General features: G+C 70.2%; 16 protein-coding genes. 13 read left to right on the top strand and 3 right to left on the bottom strand.

Annotation, left to right across the window (positions count from 1 at the left end):
- Nucleotides 1–65 precede the first annotated feature (65 nt).
- From AB0I81_RS33410 to phzG, 8 genes are all read left to right on the top strand, one after another.
- Nucleotides 66–1,265 carry a 3-deoxy-7-phosphoheptulonate synthase gene (locus tag AB0I81_RS33410; protein ID WP_360664758.1) on the top strand — a complete coding sequence of 400 codons (1,200 nt, stop codon included), beginning with the start codon at nucleotides 66–68 and terminating at the stop codon, nucleotides 1,263–1,265.
- A gap of 20 nt (nucleotides 1,266–1,285) precedes the next feature.
- Entirely contained in the window at nucleotides 1,286–1,657 is a 372-nt protein-coding gene (locus AB0I81_RS33405) for a hypothetical protein (RefSeq protein ID WP_360664755.1), read from the top strand.
- 97 nt (nucleotides 1,658–1,754) lie between these two features.
- Nucleotides 1,755–3,596, top strand: a complete 1,842-nt coding sequence (gene asnB, locus AB0I81_RS33400) for an asparagine synthase (glutamine-hydrolyzing) (RefSeq protein ID WP_360664752.1) — start codon at nucleotides 1,755–1,757, stop codon at nucleotides 3,594–3,596.
- Nucleotides 3,597–3,627: 31 nt separating this feature from the next.
- Nucleotides 3,628–4,092 carry a PhzA/PhzB family protein gene (locus tag AB0I81_RS33395; protein ID WP_360664749.1) on the top strand — a complete coding sequence of 155 codons (465 nt, stop codon included), beginning with the start codon at nucleotides 3,628–3,630 and terminating at the stop codon, nucleotides 4,090–4,092.
- 117 nt (nucleotides 4,093–4,209) lie between these two features.
- On the top strand, nucleotides 4,210–4,833 hold the full coding sequence (locus AB0I81_RS33390; protein WP_360664746.1) for an isochorismatase family protein: 624 nt from the start codon (nucleotides 4,210–4,212) through the stop codon (nucleotides 4,831–4,833).
- A complete protein-coding gene (locus AB0I81_RS33385) occupies nucleotides 4,830–6,671 on the top strand; it encodes an anthranilate synthase family protein (RefSeq protein WP_360664743.1) in 1,842 nt (613 codons plus the stop codon). Before AB0I81_RS33390 ends, AB0I81_RS33385 begins: the two co-directional genes overlap by 4 nt.
- Nucleotides 6,668–7,495, top strand: coding sequence for a PhzF family phenazine biosynthesis isomerase (locus tag AB0I81_RS33380; protein ID WP_360664740.1), 828 nt, complete (start codon nucleotides 6,668–6,670; stop codon nucleotides 7,493–7,495). Before AB0I81_RS33385 ends, AB0I81_RS33380 begins: the two co-directional genes overlap by 4 nt.
- Nucleotides 7,488–8,123 carry a phenazine biosynthesis FMN-dependent oxidase PhzG gene (gene phzG / locus AB0I81_RS33375; RefSeq protein WP_360664737.1) on the top strand — a complete coding sequence of 212 codons (636 nt, stop codon included), beginning with the start codon at nucleotides 7,488–7,490 and terminating at the stop codon, nucleotides 8,121–8,123. Before AB0I81_RS33380 ends, phzG begins: the two co-directional genes overlap by 8 nt.
- A gap of 47 nt (nucleotides 8,124–8,170) precedes the next feature.
- On the opposite strand, the gene AB0I81_RS33370 is transcribed toward phzG, so the two are convergent.
- On the bottom strand, nucleotides 8,171–9,046 hold the full coding sequence (locus tag AB0I81_RS33370) for an alpha/beta hydrolase (protein ID WP_360664734.1): 876 nt from the start codon (nucleotides 9,044–9,046) through the stop codon (nucleotides 8,171–8,173).
- Nucleotides 9,047–9,182: 136 nt separating this feature from the next.
- On the opposite strand from AB0I81_RS33370, the gene AB0I81_RS33365 reads away from it, so the two are divergent.
- Nucleotides 9,183–9,755 carry a dihydrofolate reductase family protein gene (locus AB0I81_RS33365; RefSeq protein WP_360664732.1) on the top strand — a complete coding sequence of 191 codons (573 nt, stop codon included), beginning with the start codon at nucleotides 9,183–9,185 and terminating at the stop codon, nucleotides 9,753–9,755.
- Nucleotides 9,752–10,807, top strand: a complete 1,056-nt coding sequence (locus AB0I81_RS33360) for a sigma-70 family RNA polymerase sigma factor (RefSeq protein ID WP_360664729.1) — start codon at nucleotides 9,752–9,754, stop codon at nucleotides 10,805–10,807. The genes AB0I81_RS33365 and AB0I81_RS33360 overlap by 4 nt, the downstream gene beginning before the upstream one ends.
- A 176-nt stretch (nucleotides 10,808–10,983) precedes the next feature.
- On the opposite strand, the gene AB0I81_RS33355 is transcribed toward AB0I81_RS33360, so the two are convergent.
- The gene (locus AB0I81_RS33355) at nucleotides 10,984–11,682 is read right to left on the bottom strand and encodes an RICIN domain-containing protein (protein ID WP_360664726.1); all 699 of its coding nucleotides are present in this window, start codon (nucleotides 11,680–11,682) and stop codon (nucleotides 10,984–10,986) included.
- A gap of 289 nt (nucleotides 11,683–11,971) precedes the next feature.
- On the opposite strand from AB0I81_RS33355, the gene AB0I81_RS33350 reads away from it, so the two are divergent.
- Nucleotides 11,972–12,880, top strand: coding sequence for a winged helix-turn-helix domain-containing protein (locus tag AB0I81_RS33350; protein ID WP_360664724.1), 909 nt, complete (start codon nucleotides 11,972–11,974; stop codon nucleotides 12,878–12,880).
- A 204-nt stretch (nucleotides 12,881–13,084) separates the two neighbouring features.
- Nucleotides 13,085–14,458: a hypothetical protein gene (locus AB0I81_RS33345; protein WP_360664721.1), complete on the top strand. Its 1,374-nt coding sequence runs from the start codon at nucleotides 13,085–13,087 to the stop codon at nucleotides 14,456–14,458.
- A gap of 189 nt (nucleotides 14,459–14,647) precedes the next feature.
- On the opposite strand, the gene AB0I81_RS33340 is transcribed toward AB0I81_RS33345, so the two are convergent.
- Entirely contained in the window at nucleotides 14,648–16,042 is a 1,395-nt protein-coding gene (locus AB0I81_RS33340; RefSeq protein ID WP_360664718.1) for a hypothetical protein, read from the bottom strand.
- A gap of 260 nt (nucleotides 16,043–16,302) precedes the next feature.
- On the opposite strand from AB0I81_RS33340, the gene AB0I81_RS33335 reads away from it, so the two are divergent.
- Nucleotides 16,303–18,621 (top strand): arylsulfatase, encoded by a 2,319-nt coding sequence (locus AB0I81_RS33335; RefSeq protein ID WP_360664715.1) that lies wholly within the window; start codon nucleotides 16,303–16,305, stop codon nucleotides 18,619–18,621.
- The last annotated feature ends 58 nt before the right edge of the window (nucleotides 18,622–18,679 follow it).

The raw sequence follows: 18,679 nt of genomic DNA, 5'->3' as shown, positions 1-18,679 counted from the left end.
GTGGCGGGCCCATCGGTTGACGCACAGATAGCGAGCTGCCGACATATCTGAGGTCTGGAGAAAAGGTGAACGTCGACTCGCTTGAAGTTCCGCGAATCCCGGCCGCACGGCAGCAACCCGAATGGGACGACCCGGCCCTGGCCGAGCGAGTCAAGGGAATGCTGGCGACCTTTCCCCCGCTCGTGGAGACCGAATCGTTGCGCCGGCTCCGGCTGATGCTCGCCGGAGTCGCCGCCGGGCGGGCACACGTGGTGCAGGCGGGAGACTGCGCGGAGGATCCCGCGGAGTGCACCGCGGCGGACGTGGCCCGCAAGACGGCGCTGCTCGACGTGCTCGCCGGCGTCATGAGCGGGATCACCGGCCGGCCGGTGTTACGGGTGGGCCGGATCGGCGGCCAGTACGCCAAGCCCCGGTCGGCGCACACCGAGTGGGCCGGCGGCGTCGAACTGCCGGTCTATCGGGGGCATCTGGTGAACGGCCCGGAGCCCGACCCGGCGGCACGGCGGCACGACCCCCGGCGCCTGCTGGCGGGTTACCGAGCGGCGTGCCAGACCATGAGCCACCTCGGCCCGACGCCGCAGCAGCGCCTCGATCCTGCCGTCTGGACCAGCCACGAGGCCCTGCTGCTCGACTACGAGATCCCGCTGCTGCGCCGGGACCGGTCGGGCCGGCTCGCGCTGACCTCCACGCACTGGCCGTGGATCGGCGAACGGACCCGCCAGCCCGGGGGCGCCCATGTCGCGCTGCTGGCCGATGTGGTCAACCCGCTGGCGTGCAAGGTCGGGCCGCGGACCGAGGTCGGCGAACTGCTCGCGCTGTGCGCGCGGCTCGACCCCGGCCGGGAGGCGGGCCGGCTCACCCTGATCGCCCGGATGGGCGCCGACGCGGTCGCGGACCTGCTGCCGCCGCTGGTCTGGGCCGTACGCGCCGCGGGACACCCGGTGATCTGGCTGGTGGATCCCATGCACGCCAACACGGTGACCACCGCCGGGGGCCGCAAGACCCGGGTCGTGGAGACGCTCATCCGGGAGGTCACCGCGTTCCAGCTCGCCGTGCGCGCGGCCGGCGGCGTACCGGGCGGAGTGCACCTGGAGACCACCCCCGACGACGTGACCGAATGCGTGGACGCCGGGAACGGCGCCGACCGGACCGGTCAGAGGTACACGACGCTCTGCGACCCGCGGCTCAACCCACGCCAGGCGGTCTCCGTGGTCTCGGCCTGGAACCAGCGCGCGGGCCACGCGCCCGCCCAGCCACTGATGTGACCAAGGAGGTCCTGAAACGCATGAAAGCCACCATCTCCTGGTGGGACCTGTCCGGGTCCGGCCAGACCATCGACTCCCTGCGCGCCCACCTGAGGCAAGAGGGCGTGGAGCCGTGGGCGCGGGTTCCCGGGCTGCGGCTGAAGTTCTGGATCTCCGACCGGCCGGCCAACCGCTGGGGCGCGGTGATGTTGTGGGAGTCCACGGCCGACCTGACGGCGCCGCTGCCGCCGAACCGGGCCGCCGAGCTCATCGGCTATCCGGCGACCCACCGGATGACCACCGACGTCGAAGCCATCGTCGAAGGTGCGTGCTCCGGTCGGCCGGACGGTCTCGGCCCGGCCTTCGAGCCGACGGCCCCGGCTCCGGCCGGCGCCGATCGGCTCCGACCATGACCTGTGCCCCGCGTACGAGACACAACATGACCTGTGCCCCGCGTACGAGACACAACATGACCTGTGCCCCGCGTACGAGACACAAGAGGGAAAATCGATGTGTGGAATCACCGGTTGGGTCTCCTTCGATCGGGACCTGACCCGGCACCAGGCCGACCTCGACGCGATGACGGCGACCATGGCCTGCCGGGGACCGGACGCCGAAGGCGGCCGGCTCGAACGGCACGCGGCGCTGGGCCACCGCAGGCTGGCGGTCATCGACATCGAGGGCGGCACCCAGCCCATGTCGGTGCGCACCGACGACGGCGTGGTGACGATCACCTACAGCGGTGAGGCGTACAACTTCGCCGAACTGCGGGACGAGCTGGTCCGCCGCGGCCACCGGTTCCGTACCCGCAGCGACACCGAGGTGGTGCTGCACGGCTACCTGGAGTGGGACGAAGCGGTCGCCGAGCGGCTCAACGGCATGTACGCCTTCGCTGTCTGGGACGCCAGAGCCGACAAGCTCGTCATGATCCGCGACCGGCTGGGCATCAAGCCGCTCTACTACTCCGCCACCCCCGACGGGGTGCTGTTCGGCTCCGAGCCGAAGGCGATCCTCGCCAACCCGCTGGCGGACCGCACGGTCGGCCTCGACGGCCTGCGCGCGTTGTTCAGCTTCACCCAGCCGCCAGGTGAGGCGATGTGGAACGGCATGCGCGAGGTGGCGCCGGGCGGCGTGGTCATCGTTGACCGCGCCGGCCTGCGCGAACGCCGCTACTGGACCCTGCGGACCCGCCCGCATGCCGACGACCGGCAGACCACTGTCGAGACCGTGCGCTCGTTGCTGGCGGACATCGTGCGCCGCCAGCTGGTCGCCGACGTGCCCCGCTGCACGCTGCTGTCCGGCGGGCTGGACTCCAGCGTGATCACCGCGCTGTCCGCCGCCCAGCTCGCCGGGCACGGCGAGCGGGTACGCAGCTTCGCGGTGGACTTCGTCGGGCAGACGGAGAACTTCGTCGGCGACCACCTGCGCGGCACCCCGGACGCCCCCTACGCGCGTGAGGTGGCCGCGCACGTCGGCTCGCGGCACCAGAACATCATGCTCAAACATTCCGCGATGGCCGATCCGGACGTGCGCCGCGCGGTGATCATCGCGCGGGACGGCCCGTTCAGCCTCGGTGACCTGGACGCGTCGTTGTACCTGCTGTTCAAGGCCATCCGTGAGCACTCCACGGTCGCCCTGTCCGGGGAGTCCGCCGACGAGGTCTTCGGCGGCTACCCCTGGTTCCACGAGCCGGCGGCGCAGGCCGCCGACACCTTCCCGTGGATCGACCTCTTCGTCACCGGCGCGCGGGCCCAGCTCTCCCACCGGTTCAACGCGGACATCACCGCCGCCCTCGACCTGCCCGGCTACATCCGCGACCAGTACGCCCGCGCGGTCGCCGAGGTCGAGCCGGCCGACGGCGAGAGCGACCACGAGCGGCGCATGCGAGTGATCTGCTACCTGCATCTGACCCGGTTCGTCCGGATGCTCCTGGACCGCAAGGACCGGATCAGCATGGCCGTCGGGCTGGAGGTCCGGGTGCCCTTCTGCGACCACCGACTCGTGGAGTACGTCTACAACACCCCGTGGTCGTTGAAGACCTTCGACGGCAGGGAGAAGAGCCTGCTCCGCGCCGCGACCACCGACCTGCTGCCCCGGTCGGTGCTCGATCGGGTGAAGTCCCCCTATCCGGCCACCCGCGATCCGCTCTACACCGGCGTCCTGCTGCAGCAGGCCAAGGAACTGCTCGCGGGCGACGACCGGGTGTTCGAGCTCGTAGACCCCGGCTGGATGCAGGAGGTCGTACGGCAGGACCCGGCCACGATGCCCATCGACGTGCGCAACGGCGTCGAGCGGGTGCTCGATCTGAGCACCTGGCTGGACGTCTACCGCCCCAGGCTCCGCCTGCACTGACCCGGCACGGCAACAGAAGAAGGGAAAAGCCATGTGGGATGAGAACACCGAACTCCGCCGGAAGAACCGGGCAACGGTCGAGAAGTACATGCACACGACCGGTCAGGACCGGCTCAGCCGCCACCTGCTGTTCACCGACGACGGCGTCGGCGGCCTCTGGACGAACGACACCGGAAAGCCCATCGCCATCCACGGGAAAGACCGGCTCGCGGCGCACGCGGTCTGGTCGCTGGAATGTTTTCCCGACTGGGTGTGGACCAACATCCAGATCTTCGAGACGCAGGATCCGAACGTCTTCTGGGCGGAGTGCGACGGGGTGGGGGCGATCCGGTTCCCCGGCTATCCGGAAGGGCGCTACGAGAACCATTTCCTGCACTCCTTCGAGCTCGCCGACGGCCTGATCAGGCGGCAGCGCGAGTTCATGAACCCCTTCGAGCAACTGCGCGCGCTGGGCATCCCGGTGCCGCAGGTCAGGCGCGAGGGCCTGCCGACCTGAGCGCCGTTTCGACCAGGTGGGGGAGCGCCCCGGCCCCCACCTCACCCCCCGGCAGACCGTGCACGTCATTTTCCGCCCGGAGCGACCGGCGCCCCGGGCCTCTGAAGAAGGACGATCATGCCTGGGATTCCTCCGATCACGCCCTACCCGCTGCCCGCGGCGGGAGACCTGCCCCGCAACACCGCCCGCTGGAAGCCCGACCCCGCGCGCGCGGTCCTGCTCATCCACGACATGCAGCGTTATTTCCTCAAGCCATTACCGCCGTTGATGCGTGCGGAACTCGTCGGGACCGTGGCCCGGCTCCGCGAGCGCAGCGCCGCGCTGGGCGTGCCCGTCGCCTACACCGCCCAGCCGGGCTCGATGACCGACAAGGAACGCGGCCTGCTCAAGGACTTCTGGGGACCGGGCATGCGCCGCGCCCCGGAGGACCGGCTCATGGCCGGCGAACTCACCCCGGAGCCGGGCGACTGGGCGTTCGTCAAGTACCGCTACAGCGCCTTCGCCCGTACCACCCTGCTGGAGCGGCTGCGCGCGGCCGGGCGTGACCAGCTGATCGTCTGCGGTGTGTACGCCCACGTCGGCGTGCTCATGACGGCGGTCGACTCCTTCACCCACGACCTGGAGACCTTCGTGGTCGCCGACGCGATGGCCGACTTCTCGCTCGGCTACCACCGGCTGGCCCTGACCTACGCCGCCGAGCGCTGCGCCGTGGTGCTCACCGCGAAGGAGGTCTGGCCGTGACGCTCCTGCTGGACCGCCTGCGCGACGCCCCCGCCTTCGCCCTGCTGCACCGGCCGGAGTCCGGCGCGCCCGGCACGCTCGACGTGCTGCTGGGCGAGGTGACGGAGGTGGCGCGCCTGGCCGACCTGCCCCTGGAGGACCGGGCGGCAGACCGTGAGCGGGCGCGGCACGAGGTGCTGGCGATCATCCCGTTCCGGCAGATCCGTGAGCGCGGTTTCGCCTGCGCCGACGACGGCGCGCCCCTGCTGGCGATGAAGGTGACCGGCCAGGAGGCCGTCCCGGTCGCCGAGGCGCTCACCCGCCTGCCCGACCTGCCCATCTCCACCTCGGGCGGCGCTTTCGACATCTCGGACGAGAGGTACGCCGAGATCGTCCGCCGGGTGCTCAAGGAGGCGATAGGCGAGGGCGAGGGGGCCAACTTCGTCATCAAGCGCTCGTTCGTCACCACCATCGACGACTACACGCCCGCCCACGCCCTGGCCTTCTTCCGCAGGCTGCTGGCGATGGAGTCGGGCGCGTACTGGACCTTCCTCGTCCGCGCCGGAGAACGCACCTTCGTCGGCGCCACCCCCGAGCGGCACCTCACGCTGAACGACGGCGTGGCGACGATGAACCCGATCAGCGGCACCTACCGCTACCCGCCCACCGGCCCCGCGCTCGGCGACCTCATGGGCTTCCTGGCCGACCGCAAGGAGTCGGAGGAGCTCTACATGGTGCTGGACGAGGAGCTGAAGATGATGACCCGCTTCTGCGCGCCCGGCGTGCGGGTGGCGGGCCCGCGGCTGAAGGAGATGTCGCGCCTGGCGCACACCGAGTACTACATCGAGGGCACCAGCGACTGGGACGTCCGCGACATCCTGCGCGAATCCATGTTCGCCCCGACCGTCACCGGCAGCCCCCTGGAGAACGCCTGCCGCGTCATCGAGCGTCACGAGCCGCACAGCCGGGGCTACTACAGCGGCGCCATGGCCCTGATCGGCCGCGACGCCGCCGGTGAACGCACGCTCGACTCGGCGATCCTCATCCGTACCGCGGAGATCGACGCAAGCGGGGAGACGCGGATCGGCGTGGGCGCCACCCTCGTCCGCCACTCCGACCCGGTGTCGGAGGTCGCCGAGACCCGCGCCAAGGTGGCCGGGCTGCTGGCCGCCCTCGCCCCCGGCACCGGCACCCGGCTGGGCCACCACCCCGACGTCCGCGCGGCCCTGACCCGCCGCAACGACGACATCTCCGGCTTCTGGCTCGGGTACGGCAACGCGGAGGCCCGGCACCTCACCGGGGTACGCACGCTGATCATCGACGCGGAGGACACCTTCACCTCCATGCTCGACCACCAGCTCCGTTCCCTGGGCATGGCGGTCACCGTCCGCCGCTACGACGACGACCCCGGCCTGAGCGGTCATGACTTCATCGTGCTCGGCCCGGGACCGGGCGATCCCCGCGACCTCACCCATCCCAAGATCGCCTACCTGGACCGGGTGGTCCGCGAACTGCTGTGCGGCCGGACCCCCTTCCTCGCCGTGTGCCTCAGCCACCAGGTGCTCTGCCGGGTGCTCGGCTTCCCGCTGCGCCGCCGTACCGTACCGAACCAGGGAGCGCCACGCACGATCGACCTGTTCGGAGCCACCGAGCGCGTCGGCTTCTACAACACCTTCGCCGCCCACCCCGGCGACGCGGCCGGGGGAGAGGTGGAGTTCAGCCTCGATCGGGACAACGGCGAGATTCACGCCCTGCGCGGCGCGCGCTTCGCCTCGATCCAGTTCCACGCCGAGTCGGTGCTCACCCGCAACGGCCCGCGCATCCTCGCCTCCCTGATCGGAAGGGCCATGACAGAATGACGCATTCCTATGTGGTGGTTGACGCCTTCACCGACACTCCGCTGTCCGGCAATCCGGTCGCCGTCCTCCTCGACGCCGCCGACCTGAGCGCCGAACGCATGCAGGCCATCGCCAAGGAGCTGAACCTCTCCGAGACGACCTTCGTCCTGCCCGCCCGCGAGGACGGCGACCACCGCGTCCGCGTCTTCACCCCGGTCAACGAGTTGCCCTTCGCGGGCCACCCGCTGCTGGGCACCGCGGTCGCGCTCGGCCCGTCCTTCGGCGGCGACCGGCTGCGGCTGGAGACCAAGATGGGCGTCATCCCCTTCGACCTGGTACGCGAGGGCGGCGCGGTGGTCGCGGCCACCATGGAGCAGCCGGCCCCTTCCTTCTCCAGGTTCGAGAGGGAGGAGGAACTGCTGGCGGCGCTGGGGCTGGCGGGCTCCACCCTGCCGGTCGAGATGTACGTCAACGGGCCGCGCCACGTCTTCGTCGGCCTGCCGAGCGTCGAGGCGCTGGCCGGGCTCCGGCCCGACCACCGGGCGCTGGCGGCCTTCGAGGACCTGGCGGCCAACTGTTTCGCCGGATCGGGCACGTGCTGGCGCAGCCGCATGTTCTCGCCGGCGTACGGGGTGCGCGAGGACGCGGCCACCGGATCCGCCGCCGGGCCGCTCGCCCTGCACCTGGGACGGCACGGCCGCGCCGGGTTCGGCACCTGGATCGAGATCCACCAGGGCGTCGAGATGGGCCGCCCCTCCCTGATGCGGGCCTGTGTGGAAGAGGGCGGCCGGATCCTGGTCTCCGGCGCGGCCGTGCCCGTGGCGAGAGGAGTGATCCTTGTCTAGCCGATTCGAAAGCCTCACGGGCGCCGTGGACCTGGACTTCCCGGAGTACGACCGCCCGCCGCCCGAGCCGCTGGAGCCGGCGGCCCGATGGCTGGCGACCGCCGTGGACGCCGGCGTGCGCGAGCCCAGGGCGCTGGCCCTGGCCACCGCCGACAGCCGCGCCCGCCCTTCCCTCCGTACGGTGACCGTGCTGGAGATCGACCGGCGCGGCCTGCTCTTCATCACCCACGCCACCAGCCGGAAGGGCCGGGAGATCGCCGAGAACGGCTGGGCCTCCGGACTGCTCTACTGGCGGGAGACGGCCCAGCAACTGATCTTCTCGGGCCCGGTCGTACGGGTCGGCGCGGCCGAGGCCGACCGGCTCTGGGCGGCCAGGCCCGAGCCGCTGCTCCCCATGTCCACCGCCTCCTGGCAGAGCGACCGCCTGGACGATCCGGAGGCCCTGCTGAAGGAGGCCGAACGCCTGGCCGCACTCCGGCGGACACTGCCGAGGCCGGACCGGTTCGCCGGTTACCGCCTCGAACCCACCTCGGTGGAGTTCTGGGCCGCGGCCTCGTCCCGGCTGCACCGCAGGCTCCGCTACGACCTGACCGGGAACGGCTGGCGGGCCGCCCGGCTCCAGCCCTGACGGCCGAGCCGCGGCAAGGACGAGGTCAGGACGCGGCAAGGACGAGGCTAGGACAGGGTACGGCCGAGGAAGTCGCGGACCAGGGGGACGATCTCCTCCAGGCTGGTCTCCAGCGCCCAGTGGCCGGCGTCGAGCAGGTGCAACTCGGCGTCCGGCAGGTCACGCAGGTAAGCCCGCGCCGACCCTTCCGGCATGTAGCCGTCGTGCGGCCCCCAGACGATCAGGGTCGGCGGCCGGTGATCACGCAGGTACGCCTGCTCCTCGGGGAACCGGCCCAGGGTCGTCGCCTGGTCTTCAAACAGGCCCACGACGTTCCGGCGGCGCTGAGGGGTGTTCATCAGGGCCCAGTGCAGCGTCCACAGGTCCGGGCTCACCCGTTCGGCGAGGTGCGCGGGCAGTTCGCCGACGAACTCGCCGCGGAAACCGTCCTCGGAGACGTTCTGCGCCATCTTGGCGCGGCCCTCGTCCGTCGGGTTGGCCCAGAACTCCTTGAGCCAGTCGTACTTCGGGCCCAGTTCGTCCTCGTAGATGTCGCCGTTCTGGATGACGAGCGCGGCGACTCTCCCGGGGGCGCGCAGGGCCAGGCGGAAGCCGAACTGGGAGCCGTAGTCATGCAGGTAGATGGCATAACGCGACAGGCCCATCACCTGGGTGAAGCGTTCGAGGAAGGCGGCGTAGCCGTCGAAGGTGTAGGAGAAGTCGTCGGGGGTGGCGCTGTAGCCGAAGCCCGGCAGGTCGGGGGCGAGCAGACGCCAGCGGTCACCGAGGGCGGGCATCAGGTTGCGGAACTCATATGAGGAGCAGGGATAACCGTGCGGCAGCAGGAACACCGGCGCGTCCGGCGGCCCGGCCTCCCGGTAGAACGTCTCGATTCCGTCGATGTCGATCGTGCGGTGCGCCAGCGGCGCGGACAGTACTCGCATGGGTTTCGGCCACCTCCAGAGCCAGTGATGGCACTACCCGGGAATTCGCGCTGTTGTCCGGCGACCCGGGCGCAAGGCGATGAGTTTTCCGTGCCGTCGTCGTCTCAACCAGGAAGACGATGGAAAGGAAGAGTTCGTGCAACGTGTGATCTACTCGGTCGCGTCGTCCCTGGACGGCTACCACACCGACGACCGGGGCGACTACTCCTGGGCCGTCCCCGACGAGGAGGTCATCGCGGCGCTCAACGCCGACGCCGGCGCGGTGAGCACCTACCTCTACGGGCGGCGGATGTACGAGGCGATGGCCGTATGGGAGAGTGATCCGGCCGTGGCCGCCCAGTCGCCGGAGTCCGCGGCGTTCGCGACCACCTGGCAGGCCGCGCGGAAGGTCGTCTTCTCGGCCGGCCTGCCCGAGGTGTGGACGCGGCACACCCGCCTTGAGCGGGAACTGACCGCCGAGGCGATCGAGCGGGCACGGGCCGAGGCGACCGGCGACCTGACGATCGAAGGCCCGACCCTGGCCGGCGGCGCACTCCGGCTCGGCCTCATCGACGTGATCGAACTGCTGATCTGTCCCGTCATCGTCGGCGCGGGCACCAAGGTCCTGCCGGACGGGCTGCGTACCGCTCTGTCCCTCAAGGGCGAGCGCCGGTTCGGCAACGGCATGGTGCAGGTCACCTACGACGTCCAGAAGCCGGTCGGCGCTTGAGCCGCCTCGGCGCGGATGACGACGCGCGGGTCATCGCCGGCACGCCGACCGGGGACGAGGCCGCGTTCGCCGCGCTCGTCACGGAGCACCGGGCCGAGTTGCGGGTGCACTGCTACCGGATGCTGGGCTCGCTCGACGAGGCGGAGGACCTGGTCCAGGAGACGTTCCTGCGCGCCTGGAACGGCCTGGCCGGCTTCGAGGGACGCTCCACGGCGCGCGCCTGGTTGTACCGGATCGCGACCAACGCCTGCCTGGACTTCCTGCGCCGCCGCAAGCGCCGGATCCTGCCGTGCCACCTGGCCGAGCCGTCCGACCCGGACGTGGAGTTGCCGCCCCGCGACGACATCCCCTGGCTGCAGCCGTTCCCGGACCGGCTGCTGGAGCCGGTCGCGCCCGGCGACACCGAACCCGGCGCGGCGGCCGTCGCCAGGGAGAGCATCGAGCTGGCGTTCCTGGCCGCCATCCAGCACCTGCCGCCGCGCCAGCGCGCGGTGCTGATCCTGCGCGACGTGCTCGACTGGCCGGCCAAGGACACCGCGGACCTGCTGGAGTGCAGCGTGGCGTCGGTCAACAGCGCCTCCCAGCGGGCCAGGGCGACGATGCGGAAACACCTGCCCGCCCGCCGCCTCGCCTGGGCGGCGACGACGGAGGCCACCGAACAGGAGCGGGCCGTGCTGCGCCGGTACATGGACGCGATGGGACGCGCCGACCTCGCCGCCGTCGCCGACCTGCTGGCCGAGGACGTGCGGACCATGATGCCGCCCTGGCCGATGTGGTTCCGCGGACGCGACTCGGTCGTGGCGGCGCTGGCGGCGAGCTGGGACACCACGTCGCCCGACGCCGTGGGCCGGTTCCGGATGCTCCCCACCGCCGCCAACCGGCAGCCGGCCGTCGCCACCTACGTACAGACTGCCGACGGCGAGCCGTACCGCGCCTTCGCCATCTCCTTGCTGCGGATCGAGAACGGCCGGATCACGGAGGCCACCGCCTTCCACGAGCTTCACCTGTTCCCCGTGTTCGCCCTGCCCACGACGCTGCCGCCGGCCCACTGACCGGCCCCTGGGCCGAAGAGGAGATCCACGCCCGGCCGCAGGACCGCGGCATCGTCGCCAGAAGCCGGGACAAAGGCCAGTGGTGCCGGCAACGGCCGCCGCACGATGGGAATGTGCGGCGGCCGTCGCCGTCGTGATCTCAAACATTCAAAGGTACGGAGGGTCCGGCGTTGTCCCTAATACCATTCCTGGTTGTCAGGGCCGCCCGGCATGTCCCGCCACAGCTGGACCTTGGCTCCGTTGACACCACGGGGAGTCCAGCTGTCCGCGTCCAGGTATTTCCCACCGGCTTCCAGCTGGAAGAAGAAACGACCAGTGCTCGAGTTGTGCCACCAGAACCATACTTGGTTGAGATTCCCCGGTACGTGCTGCCACATCTGAACCTGGCAGCCGTCGTTGAAGACACATGGCTGATGGCCGTCGAGGATCATGCCGGTCCATGCGTTCTGGATGAGGTACTTGCCGCTGTTGCCAAGCGAGTGCATCCACCAGGTCTGCTGCGGAGAGCCGTTGCATGCCCACACCTGGACCTTGGCCCCGTTGCCCGTGACCCACTTGTCCGCGTCGAGGCACATCTGGTACGCGGCCGTAGCCCAGCCGCTGTACCAGTAGTAGGGGCCGGAGACCGCGGTCGCCCCCGGAAGGGGGGCCGGTGCCGCCAGTGCGATATCCGCCGGTACGAGGCCCGATTCGGTCAGATTGGATTTCGGGGGCTGGGTCACAGGCGTGCGACCCTCCGGGTCCGGGCCGCGTTCGTCCGACTGAGTGGGGCCGGTCGGCTCGGCGAGGGCGGAGGCGAGGGCGGGGCTCGCGGCAGAGGCCAGCAGGCAGCTTATCGCCGCGAGAATGACGAACAATAATCTACGCAGGTGCATGTTCATCCTTTCTGATTTGTTGGTCGGCCGAAGGCCGGGACAGAAACAACCGCGTCGGGAAAAACTCCGCACTAGGCCGATCGGCCATTTCTGGTTGAGGGCCTGTCAACAGACTGGACGGGACCGCGGCGGCAGGGCATCGTGTTTCGGGGGGCGCCGAAACACCGAGGTCGGCGCAGGGGGCGTCAGTGTCGCGGGGGGTAGCGCGTCGATGACCTTACGCATTGTTCTTTCGGGGGAAGATCTGGCCCGAGTCCGGGTGGCTCCGGAGCCCGATCCTTTGTGGGAGGTGCTGCTCAGCGTTCACCTTCTGGGCAAAAGCGAAGGCGCCGCGATATTCGGCGGATGGCGCCGGCGGGCGCGGCAGGCGCTCTCTCCGGAGATGCGGTTGTTGTTCGCGCTCGCTCCGCCATGGGGGTATTCAGCGGACTTCCTGACACCACCCGGCGCGCCCGGCGACTTCGACGCCGCCGTCGAGATGGTGCTCGCCACCCCGCCACGGCTGCTGCGCGACGACATCGAGCAGCTGACCGGCCGTCCCACACCCGACCTGGCCGACCTCCGTCGCGGGCGGCCACCCGCGCTGCGGCGGCTCGGCACGGCGCTGAGGAGCTATCACCGCCGCACCGTCGCGCCGTACCAGAGTTCGATCGACGCGGCGGTGCGGGCGGAGCAGGCCCGGCTCGCGCGGGAGTTCCTGCGCGGCGGGGCCGAGGGCGTGCTGACGGCGCTGCGGCCGTTCGCGACCTGGCAACCGCCGGTGTTGTCCCTGCCGCGCCACCCCGCCGACCGGGAGGTCCACCTCGACGGCTGCGGCCTGGTCCTGGTCCCGTCCTTCTTCTGCTGGCGCGCGCCCACCACGCTGAAGGACCACAGCGGCCCGCAGGTCCTGGTCTACCCGGTGGGGCACGATCCGGCGTGGCTTGCCCACGGCCCCGCCGGGCCCGCGCGCTCGCTGGCCAGGCTGCTGGGCGCCACCCGGGCGAGCGTGCTGGAGGCCGTGGCGGACGCGCCGGCGACCACCACCGACCTCGCCCGCCGTACCGGGATCTCGCCGGCTTCGGCCAGTGAACACGCCAGGACGCTCCAGGACGCCGGGCTGGTCATCGCCAGCCGCCAGGGTAACCGCGTCTACCACGTTGTGACGGGGCTGGGCGCCCGGCTGCTGCGCGGCTCGGCGGCCGAGCACGCGAACTAGCCTCAGCCGTTCAACCGGGGCGGCACCTGCGAGCCGGCGCCGTAATCAAGTAATTTCATGAATGGTCGGATGTCGAACGCTGTTCTGATGCCTGCACATGCGAGAAATCGGTCATCCGGTCGAGAAGTGGGCTTGATCCGTCGGTAAGACTTTGACACCATCCCCACGACATCCGATCAACTCCCGCCGGAGGGTTCCTTCCTCATGCAACAGAGGTTAACCATGGGGGCGCGCCCCGGCCTCGCGGCCCTGCTCGCCGTCATCGTCGCGGTCGTCTGGTCCGGCCGGCCGGCCGAGGCCGCCGCACCGCCCGTCGCGGCCTTCCCGGGTGCCGCGGGCCCCGCCATGTACGCGACCGGCGGCCGGGGCGGCGACGTCTACCACGTCACCAACCTCACCGACAACGCCACCAGCCCGCAGCCGGGATCGCTGCGCTACGGGATCAGTACCGCGCCCGCCACCGGGCGGACGATCGTGTTCGACGTGGCCGGCACCATCAAGCTCTCCCCTGCGGGCCGCCAGGGCTGGCTGACGATCGGCACGAAGAACCTGACCATCGCCGGCCAGACCGCGCCCAGGCCGGGCATCACGATCATGGGCCAGGCGACCAAGATCACGGGCAGCGACATCGTCGTCCGCCACCTGAAGTTCCGCCCGGGCCAGGACCAGGCCAATCCCGGTACGGCGACCAACGACGGAATCTGGATCACCGGCGACGACGTCATCGTCGATCACGTCTCGGTCAGCTGGGCCGACGACGAAGGCATCAGCACCAGTGACGGCGCCGGCCAGGTCTCCGTGCGGTACGCGATCGTGTCCGAGGGGTTGAACTACAACGGGCACAGCTACGGCGCACTGATCGGCAGCGACGTGAACGGCTCGAACATCGCCTACGACCACAACCTGTTCGCGCACAACCTGAGCCGGCTGCCCCGCCTGGGCAACGAGAGCGGCGCGGTGAACCACGTCGAGTGGAGCAACAACGTCGTCTTCGAGGGCAAGGGCTACAGCGGCACCGACCAGCTCGCGAACGTCAACTTCGTCGGCAACACCTTCCTGCGGCACGACGGCGGCAACCCCGAGGTGTACGTCGGGTCCACCGGCACGAGCGCCTACCAGTCGGGGAACAAGGTGGACTACGACGGGGACGCCAATGTGACCAACGGCAGGGACGCCACCTGGAATGAGTTCACCGCGATACCGACTCACCGGTCCACCCGCTTCGATGTCCCCAACGTCACCAACGAGCCCGCGTACACGGCGCTGAAGAAGGTCCTGGACCGGGCCGGCGCGTTCTGGTGGGCGCGCGACGCCGTCGACACCAGAATTGTCCGCGAGACGCGTACCACCACCGGGACACTGATCAACTATCCCCATTCCACCGAGTGGAACAACCTGTGGAACGCCGCGCAGGTGAACCGCCCCAGCGGATGGGACACCGACCGCGACGGCATGCCCAACGCCTGGGAGACCGCCAAGGGGCTGAACCCGAACTCTGACGACCACAACGGCGACAACGATGGCGACGGCTACCTCAACCTCGAGGAATACCTCGACCACGCCGCCCAGGGCGGCTGAAGCGGCATCGCGCTGATCCAGGTGGTGCGGGCCGGTCGTGAAACGTCCGGCCCGCACCACCTGGCGGCCAGAGAGCTTCGGCCGCAGAAGGGCTTCACGCCATGCGGAGGAGGGGTTAAATGGCGCGCCGGCCGATGAGCTGCCGGACGCCTTCACCCGCCCGACCGTCGCGACCGGAGAGCGAACCGCTCATTGGACGGCGCCGAACCGGGTGAGGAGGTCCTGGTACCAGGTGGTGTAGGGGTGGTCGGTCGCCGGGTAGCTGGCCGGTGGGTCGGTGGCGTTGCCCGCCGAGTTGAACCCCCAGCCGCGCACCAGCCGCCCCGCCTGCCGCGCCTCGGTGATGAACGCGGACTCACCGGCCGGGGCCGCGTAGAACAGCGCGTCCTGCCGCAGCTCCGCGCTGTTGCCCCGCTGGAACTCCACGAAGGCGACCTGCTGGTGGCGGATGCGGTCGCCGGTACGCCGGTCGGTGTCGATCCGCAGGGTCTGGGCCGGGGTCGGGCCGTCGGCGCCGGTCCACACGCGCACGCGCGAGGTGCCGCTGGCCGAGGTGGTCTTGTCGTAGAGGGCGTCGGAGGTTCTGGCGTTGCCGCTCCAGGCGACGGTCATCGCGGCGGCGTCGAGCGAGCCGTCCCAGTGCCAGTTCTGCGCGTTGCTCTGGCTGCGGTGGATCTCCCGCAACCGGGTGCCGGCCGGGTCGGTGAACCTGATCGTCGGCTGGACGCCGTTGTCGTAGCGGCGGCTGGGCGACCAGGTGATCTCGCCGCCGGCGTGCAGGCGGCCGATCCGGTACCAGAGCGTGGTCGCGCTCTGGGACTGGTGGACCTCGACCAGGTCACCGTTGTCGTTCAGGGTTACCGCGGGGGTGACCCCGGTGTCGTACTTCCCGTGCCGCAGCCAGGTCACCCGGCCGTCGGAGCCGTACGTGCCGGTCCAGTACCACAGCTCGCCGCCGCCGGAGTCGTGCACCTGCACGACCTGGCCGCGTCCGTTGATCGCGATGGCCGGGTTGTGGCCCACGTCGCGCTTGTACAGGGTGCGGGTGGTGCCGTTGCCGGAGATGACCGGGAGCACCCGGCCGCGCAGCGCGTCCACCGTCGGCGGGCTCGCCGGGTAGGCGTCGGCGCGGAGCAACCGGGGCCCGAAGGCGGTGGTGAGCGTGTCGTTGAGGGCGGCCGGGTTGCCCTCGGCGTAGGAGGGGTTGTCGGTCAGGTCGTCTTTAAGGTCGAGCGCGACGACGATCGGCGCGGCGGCGGGATGGCTCGCGGACCAGTCGTCGATCACGTCGAGCCAGTCGCGCAGGCGGTTGGAAGCGGGGTTTCCCGCGCGGTCGACCAGGTCGCCGGGGGAGCCGTGGCCGATGGAGTAGTCGCCGGCGGTGGTGTAGCCGTTGTCGTGGATGTCGAGCTCGATGAAGCGGATGCCGCGGTCGAGTTGTTGGGTGATGGAGGCGCGGCTGCCGTCGAGGTTGCCCGAGTAGCTGTTGTGGGTGGCGCGGAAGACCGCCGAGGGTAACGGCTGGTCCACCGTCGCGTGGGCGTTTCCGCTGGTCAGCAGCGTGGTGACGATGACGGCAAGCATCAACGGCACAGTCCTTGTACGGAGCATGCCTTGATCTTCACATCGGCGCGCGCCTTCGGGAAGGACCTTGGAGGAGCAGAAGATCGAGGCCGGCCAGGAGCGGATCGGGCGATGGCGGACCGAGCCTGGCGGACCCGCTTCTCCCTGCCGCGTGGACCCGATTCCCGGCCTTGAACATCCGTTGAGCGAACGTCGCGTTGCGCTCGAACGGGTCGCGGGCATGCGAGCCATAGCCATCAGGTGGCGATGCGGAGGAACGCGTGAACCGGACATTCAACGGCGTGATCAATCTCGATGTCCGCGACTCCGTCGCGGACTGGGAACCCTTCCTGCCACCACGGGCACGCGAAGGCTCGCCCAACGTGCTCTACCTCGTCTGGGACGACACCGGCATCGCGACCTGGGACACCTTCGGCGGCCTGGTGGAGACGCCGAACATGACCCGGCTGGCGGAGTCGGGCCTGCGCTTCACCAACTGGCACACCACCGCGCTCTGCTCACCGACCCGCTCCAGCCTGCTGACCGGCCGCAACGCCCACAGCAACGGCATGGCGTGCATCGTGGAGGGAGCCAACGGCTTTCCCGGCCTCAGCGCGGTGATCCCGCCGGAGAACGGCACCCTCGCCGAGATTCTGGTCGAGCAGGGCTACTCCACCCTGTGCCTGGGCAAATGGCATCTCACGCCGGAGACCGAATCCAGCATGGCCGGCTCCCGCAGGACCTGGCCGACCGGCCGCGGCTTCGAGCGCTACTACGGCTTCCTGGGCGGCGAGACCAACCAGTGGTTCCCCGACCTGACCTACGACCAGCACTTCGTCGAGCAGCCGTACTCCCCGCAGGACGGCTACCACCTGTCGAAGGATCTGGCCGACCGCGCGATCGAGTTCATCCGTGACGTCCGCCAGGTGGACCCGGACAAGCCGTGGTTCTGCTACTTCGCGCCCGGCGCCAACCACGCCCCGCACCACGCGCCCAAGGAGTGGATCGACAAGTACAAGGGCGTCTTCGACATGGGCTACGAGCGCTACCGCGAGATCGTGCTCGACCGCATGAAGGAACACGGGCTCGTGCCGGACGGCACCCGGCTCTCGCCGATCAACCCGTGGCCGGCCGACGTCATCCCGCCGGGCGACCAGGTCAAGCCGTGGGATTCGCTGAGCGAGGATGAGCGGCGTCTGTTCTGCAGGATGGCCGAGGTGTTCGCCGGTTTCTGCGCCTACACCGACCACCAGATCGGCAGGCTGCTGGACTATCTGGAGGAGTCGGGGCAACTGGACGACACCATCGTGGTGGTCGTCTCCGACAACGGCGCCAGCGGCGAAGGCTCACCCGACGGTTCGGTCAACGAGAACAAGTTCTTCAACGGCTGGCCGGAGGATCCCGCCGAGAACATGGCCAAGCTGGACAAGCTCGGCGGGCCGGACACCTACAACCACTATCCGACGGGCTGGGCGTGGGCGTTCAACGCGCCGTACAAGATGTTCAAGCGCTACACCCTGGAAGGCGGCATCGCCGACCCGTTGATCATCAGCTGGCCCGCACGGACGAAGGACGTCGGCGGCCAGGTGCGCGACCAGTACCATCACGCCATCGACATCGTGCCCACCGTGCTCGACCTCGTGGGCGTCGAGCCGCCCCGGCAGATCAAGGGGCACACCCAGTCGCCGATGCACGGCACGTCCATGGCCTACACCTTCGACGCGCCACAGGCTCCGAGCACCCGTACCACGCAGTATTACTCGATGCTCGGCACCCGCGCCCTCTACCACGACAGGTGGAAGGTCGTGGCCCGCCACGGAGCGCTCAGCGGCAAGGGCGACTTCATGGCCGACGAATGGGAGCTCTACCACGTGGCCGAGGACCGGGCCGAAACCCGCGACCTGGCGGCCGAGCATCCGGACAAGGTACGCCAGCTGGCGGGCATCTGGTTCGCCGAGGCCGGAGCCAACGGCGTCTTCCCGCTGGACGACCGGACCTCGCGCGAACAACTCGCCCTGCCGCGCCCGCTGCCCGCCAAGCCGCGCGACGTCTACGTCTACTACCCCGGCACCTCCGACGTGCCCGAGGGCGTGGCCGTCAACATCCGCAACCGCTCCTTCTCCATCAAGGCAGAACTGGACGCCGGCTCGCCCGATGGGGTGATCTTCGCGCAGGGGTCCCGGTTCGGCGGGCACACCCTGTACGTCAAGGACGGCACGCTGCGCTACTGCTACAACTTCCTCGGCGCCGACGAGCAGACCTTCGTCTCAGACCGGCCGCTGACCACAGGCGCCCTGTCCGTCGGGGTGGAATTCGCCAAGGAAGGGGAGGAGCCGGAAGGGGTGGCGCGGGGCACGCTGCGCCTGTTCACCGGGGACCAGGTGGTCGCGGAAGGGCCGATGCGCACCCAGCCCGGCAAGTTCGCCCTGGCCGGTGAGGGCCTGTGCGTGGGACGCGACTCCGCCGACCCGGTCAGCAGCGACTACGGCGCGCCGTTCCCGTTCACCGGCGGCACCATCAAGAAGGTGACCGTCAACGTCAGCGGTGAGCACTACGTCGACCACGACCTCGAAGGCATGGCCATGCTCGCCCGCGACTAGCCTGCGGCAAGCTCGGCGACCGATCGACGCCACACCGTCACGATCCCGAAGCCGCCGC

Source organism: Nonomuraea sp. NPDC050404 (assembly GCF_040655495.1).
Classification (GTDB): domain Bacteria; phylum Actinomycetota; class Actinomycetes; order Streptosporangiales; family Streptosporangiaceae; genus Nonomuraea.
Note: the sequence above shows the minus strand (reverse complement) of the source record. Positions and strands in the feature narration are given on the sequence as shown.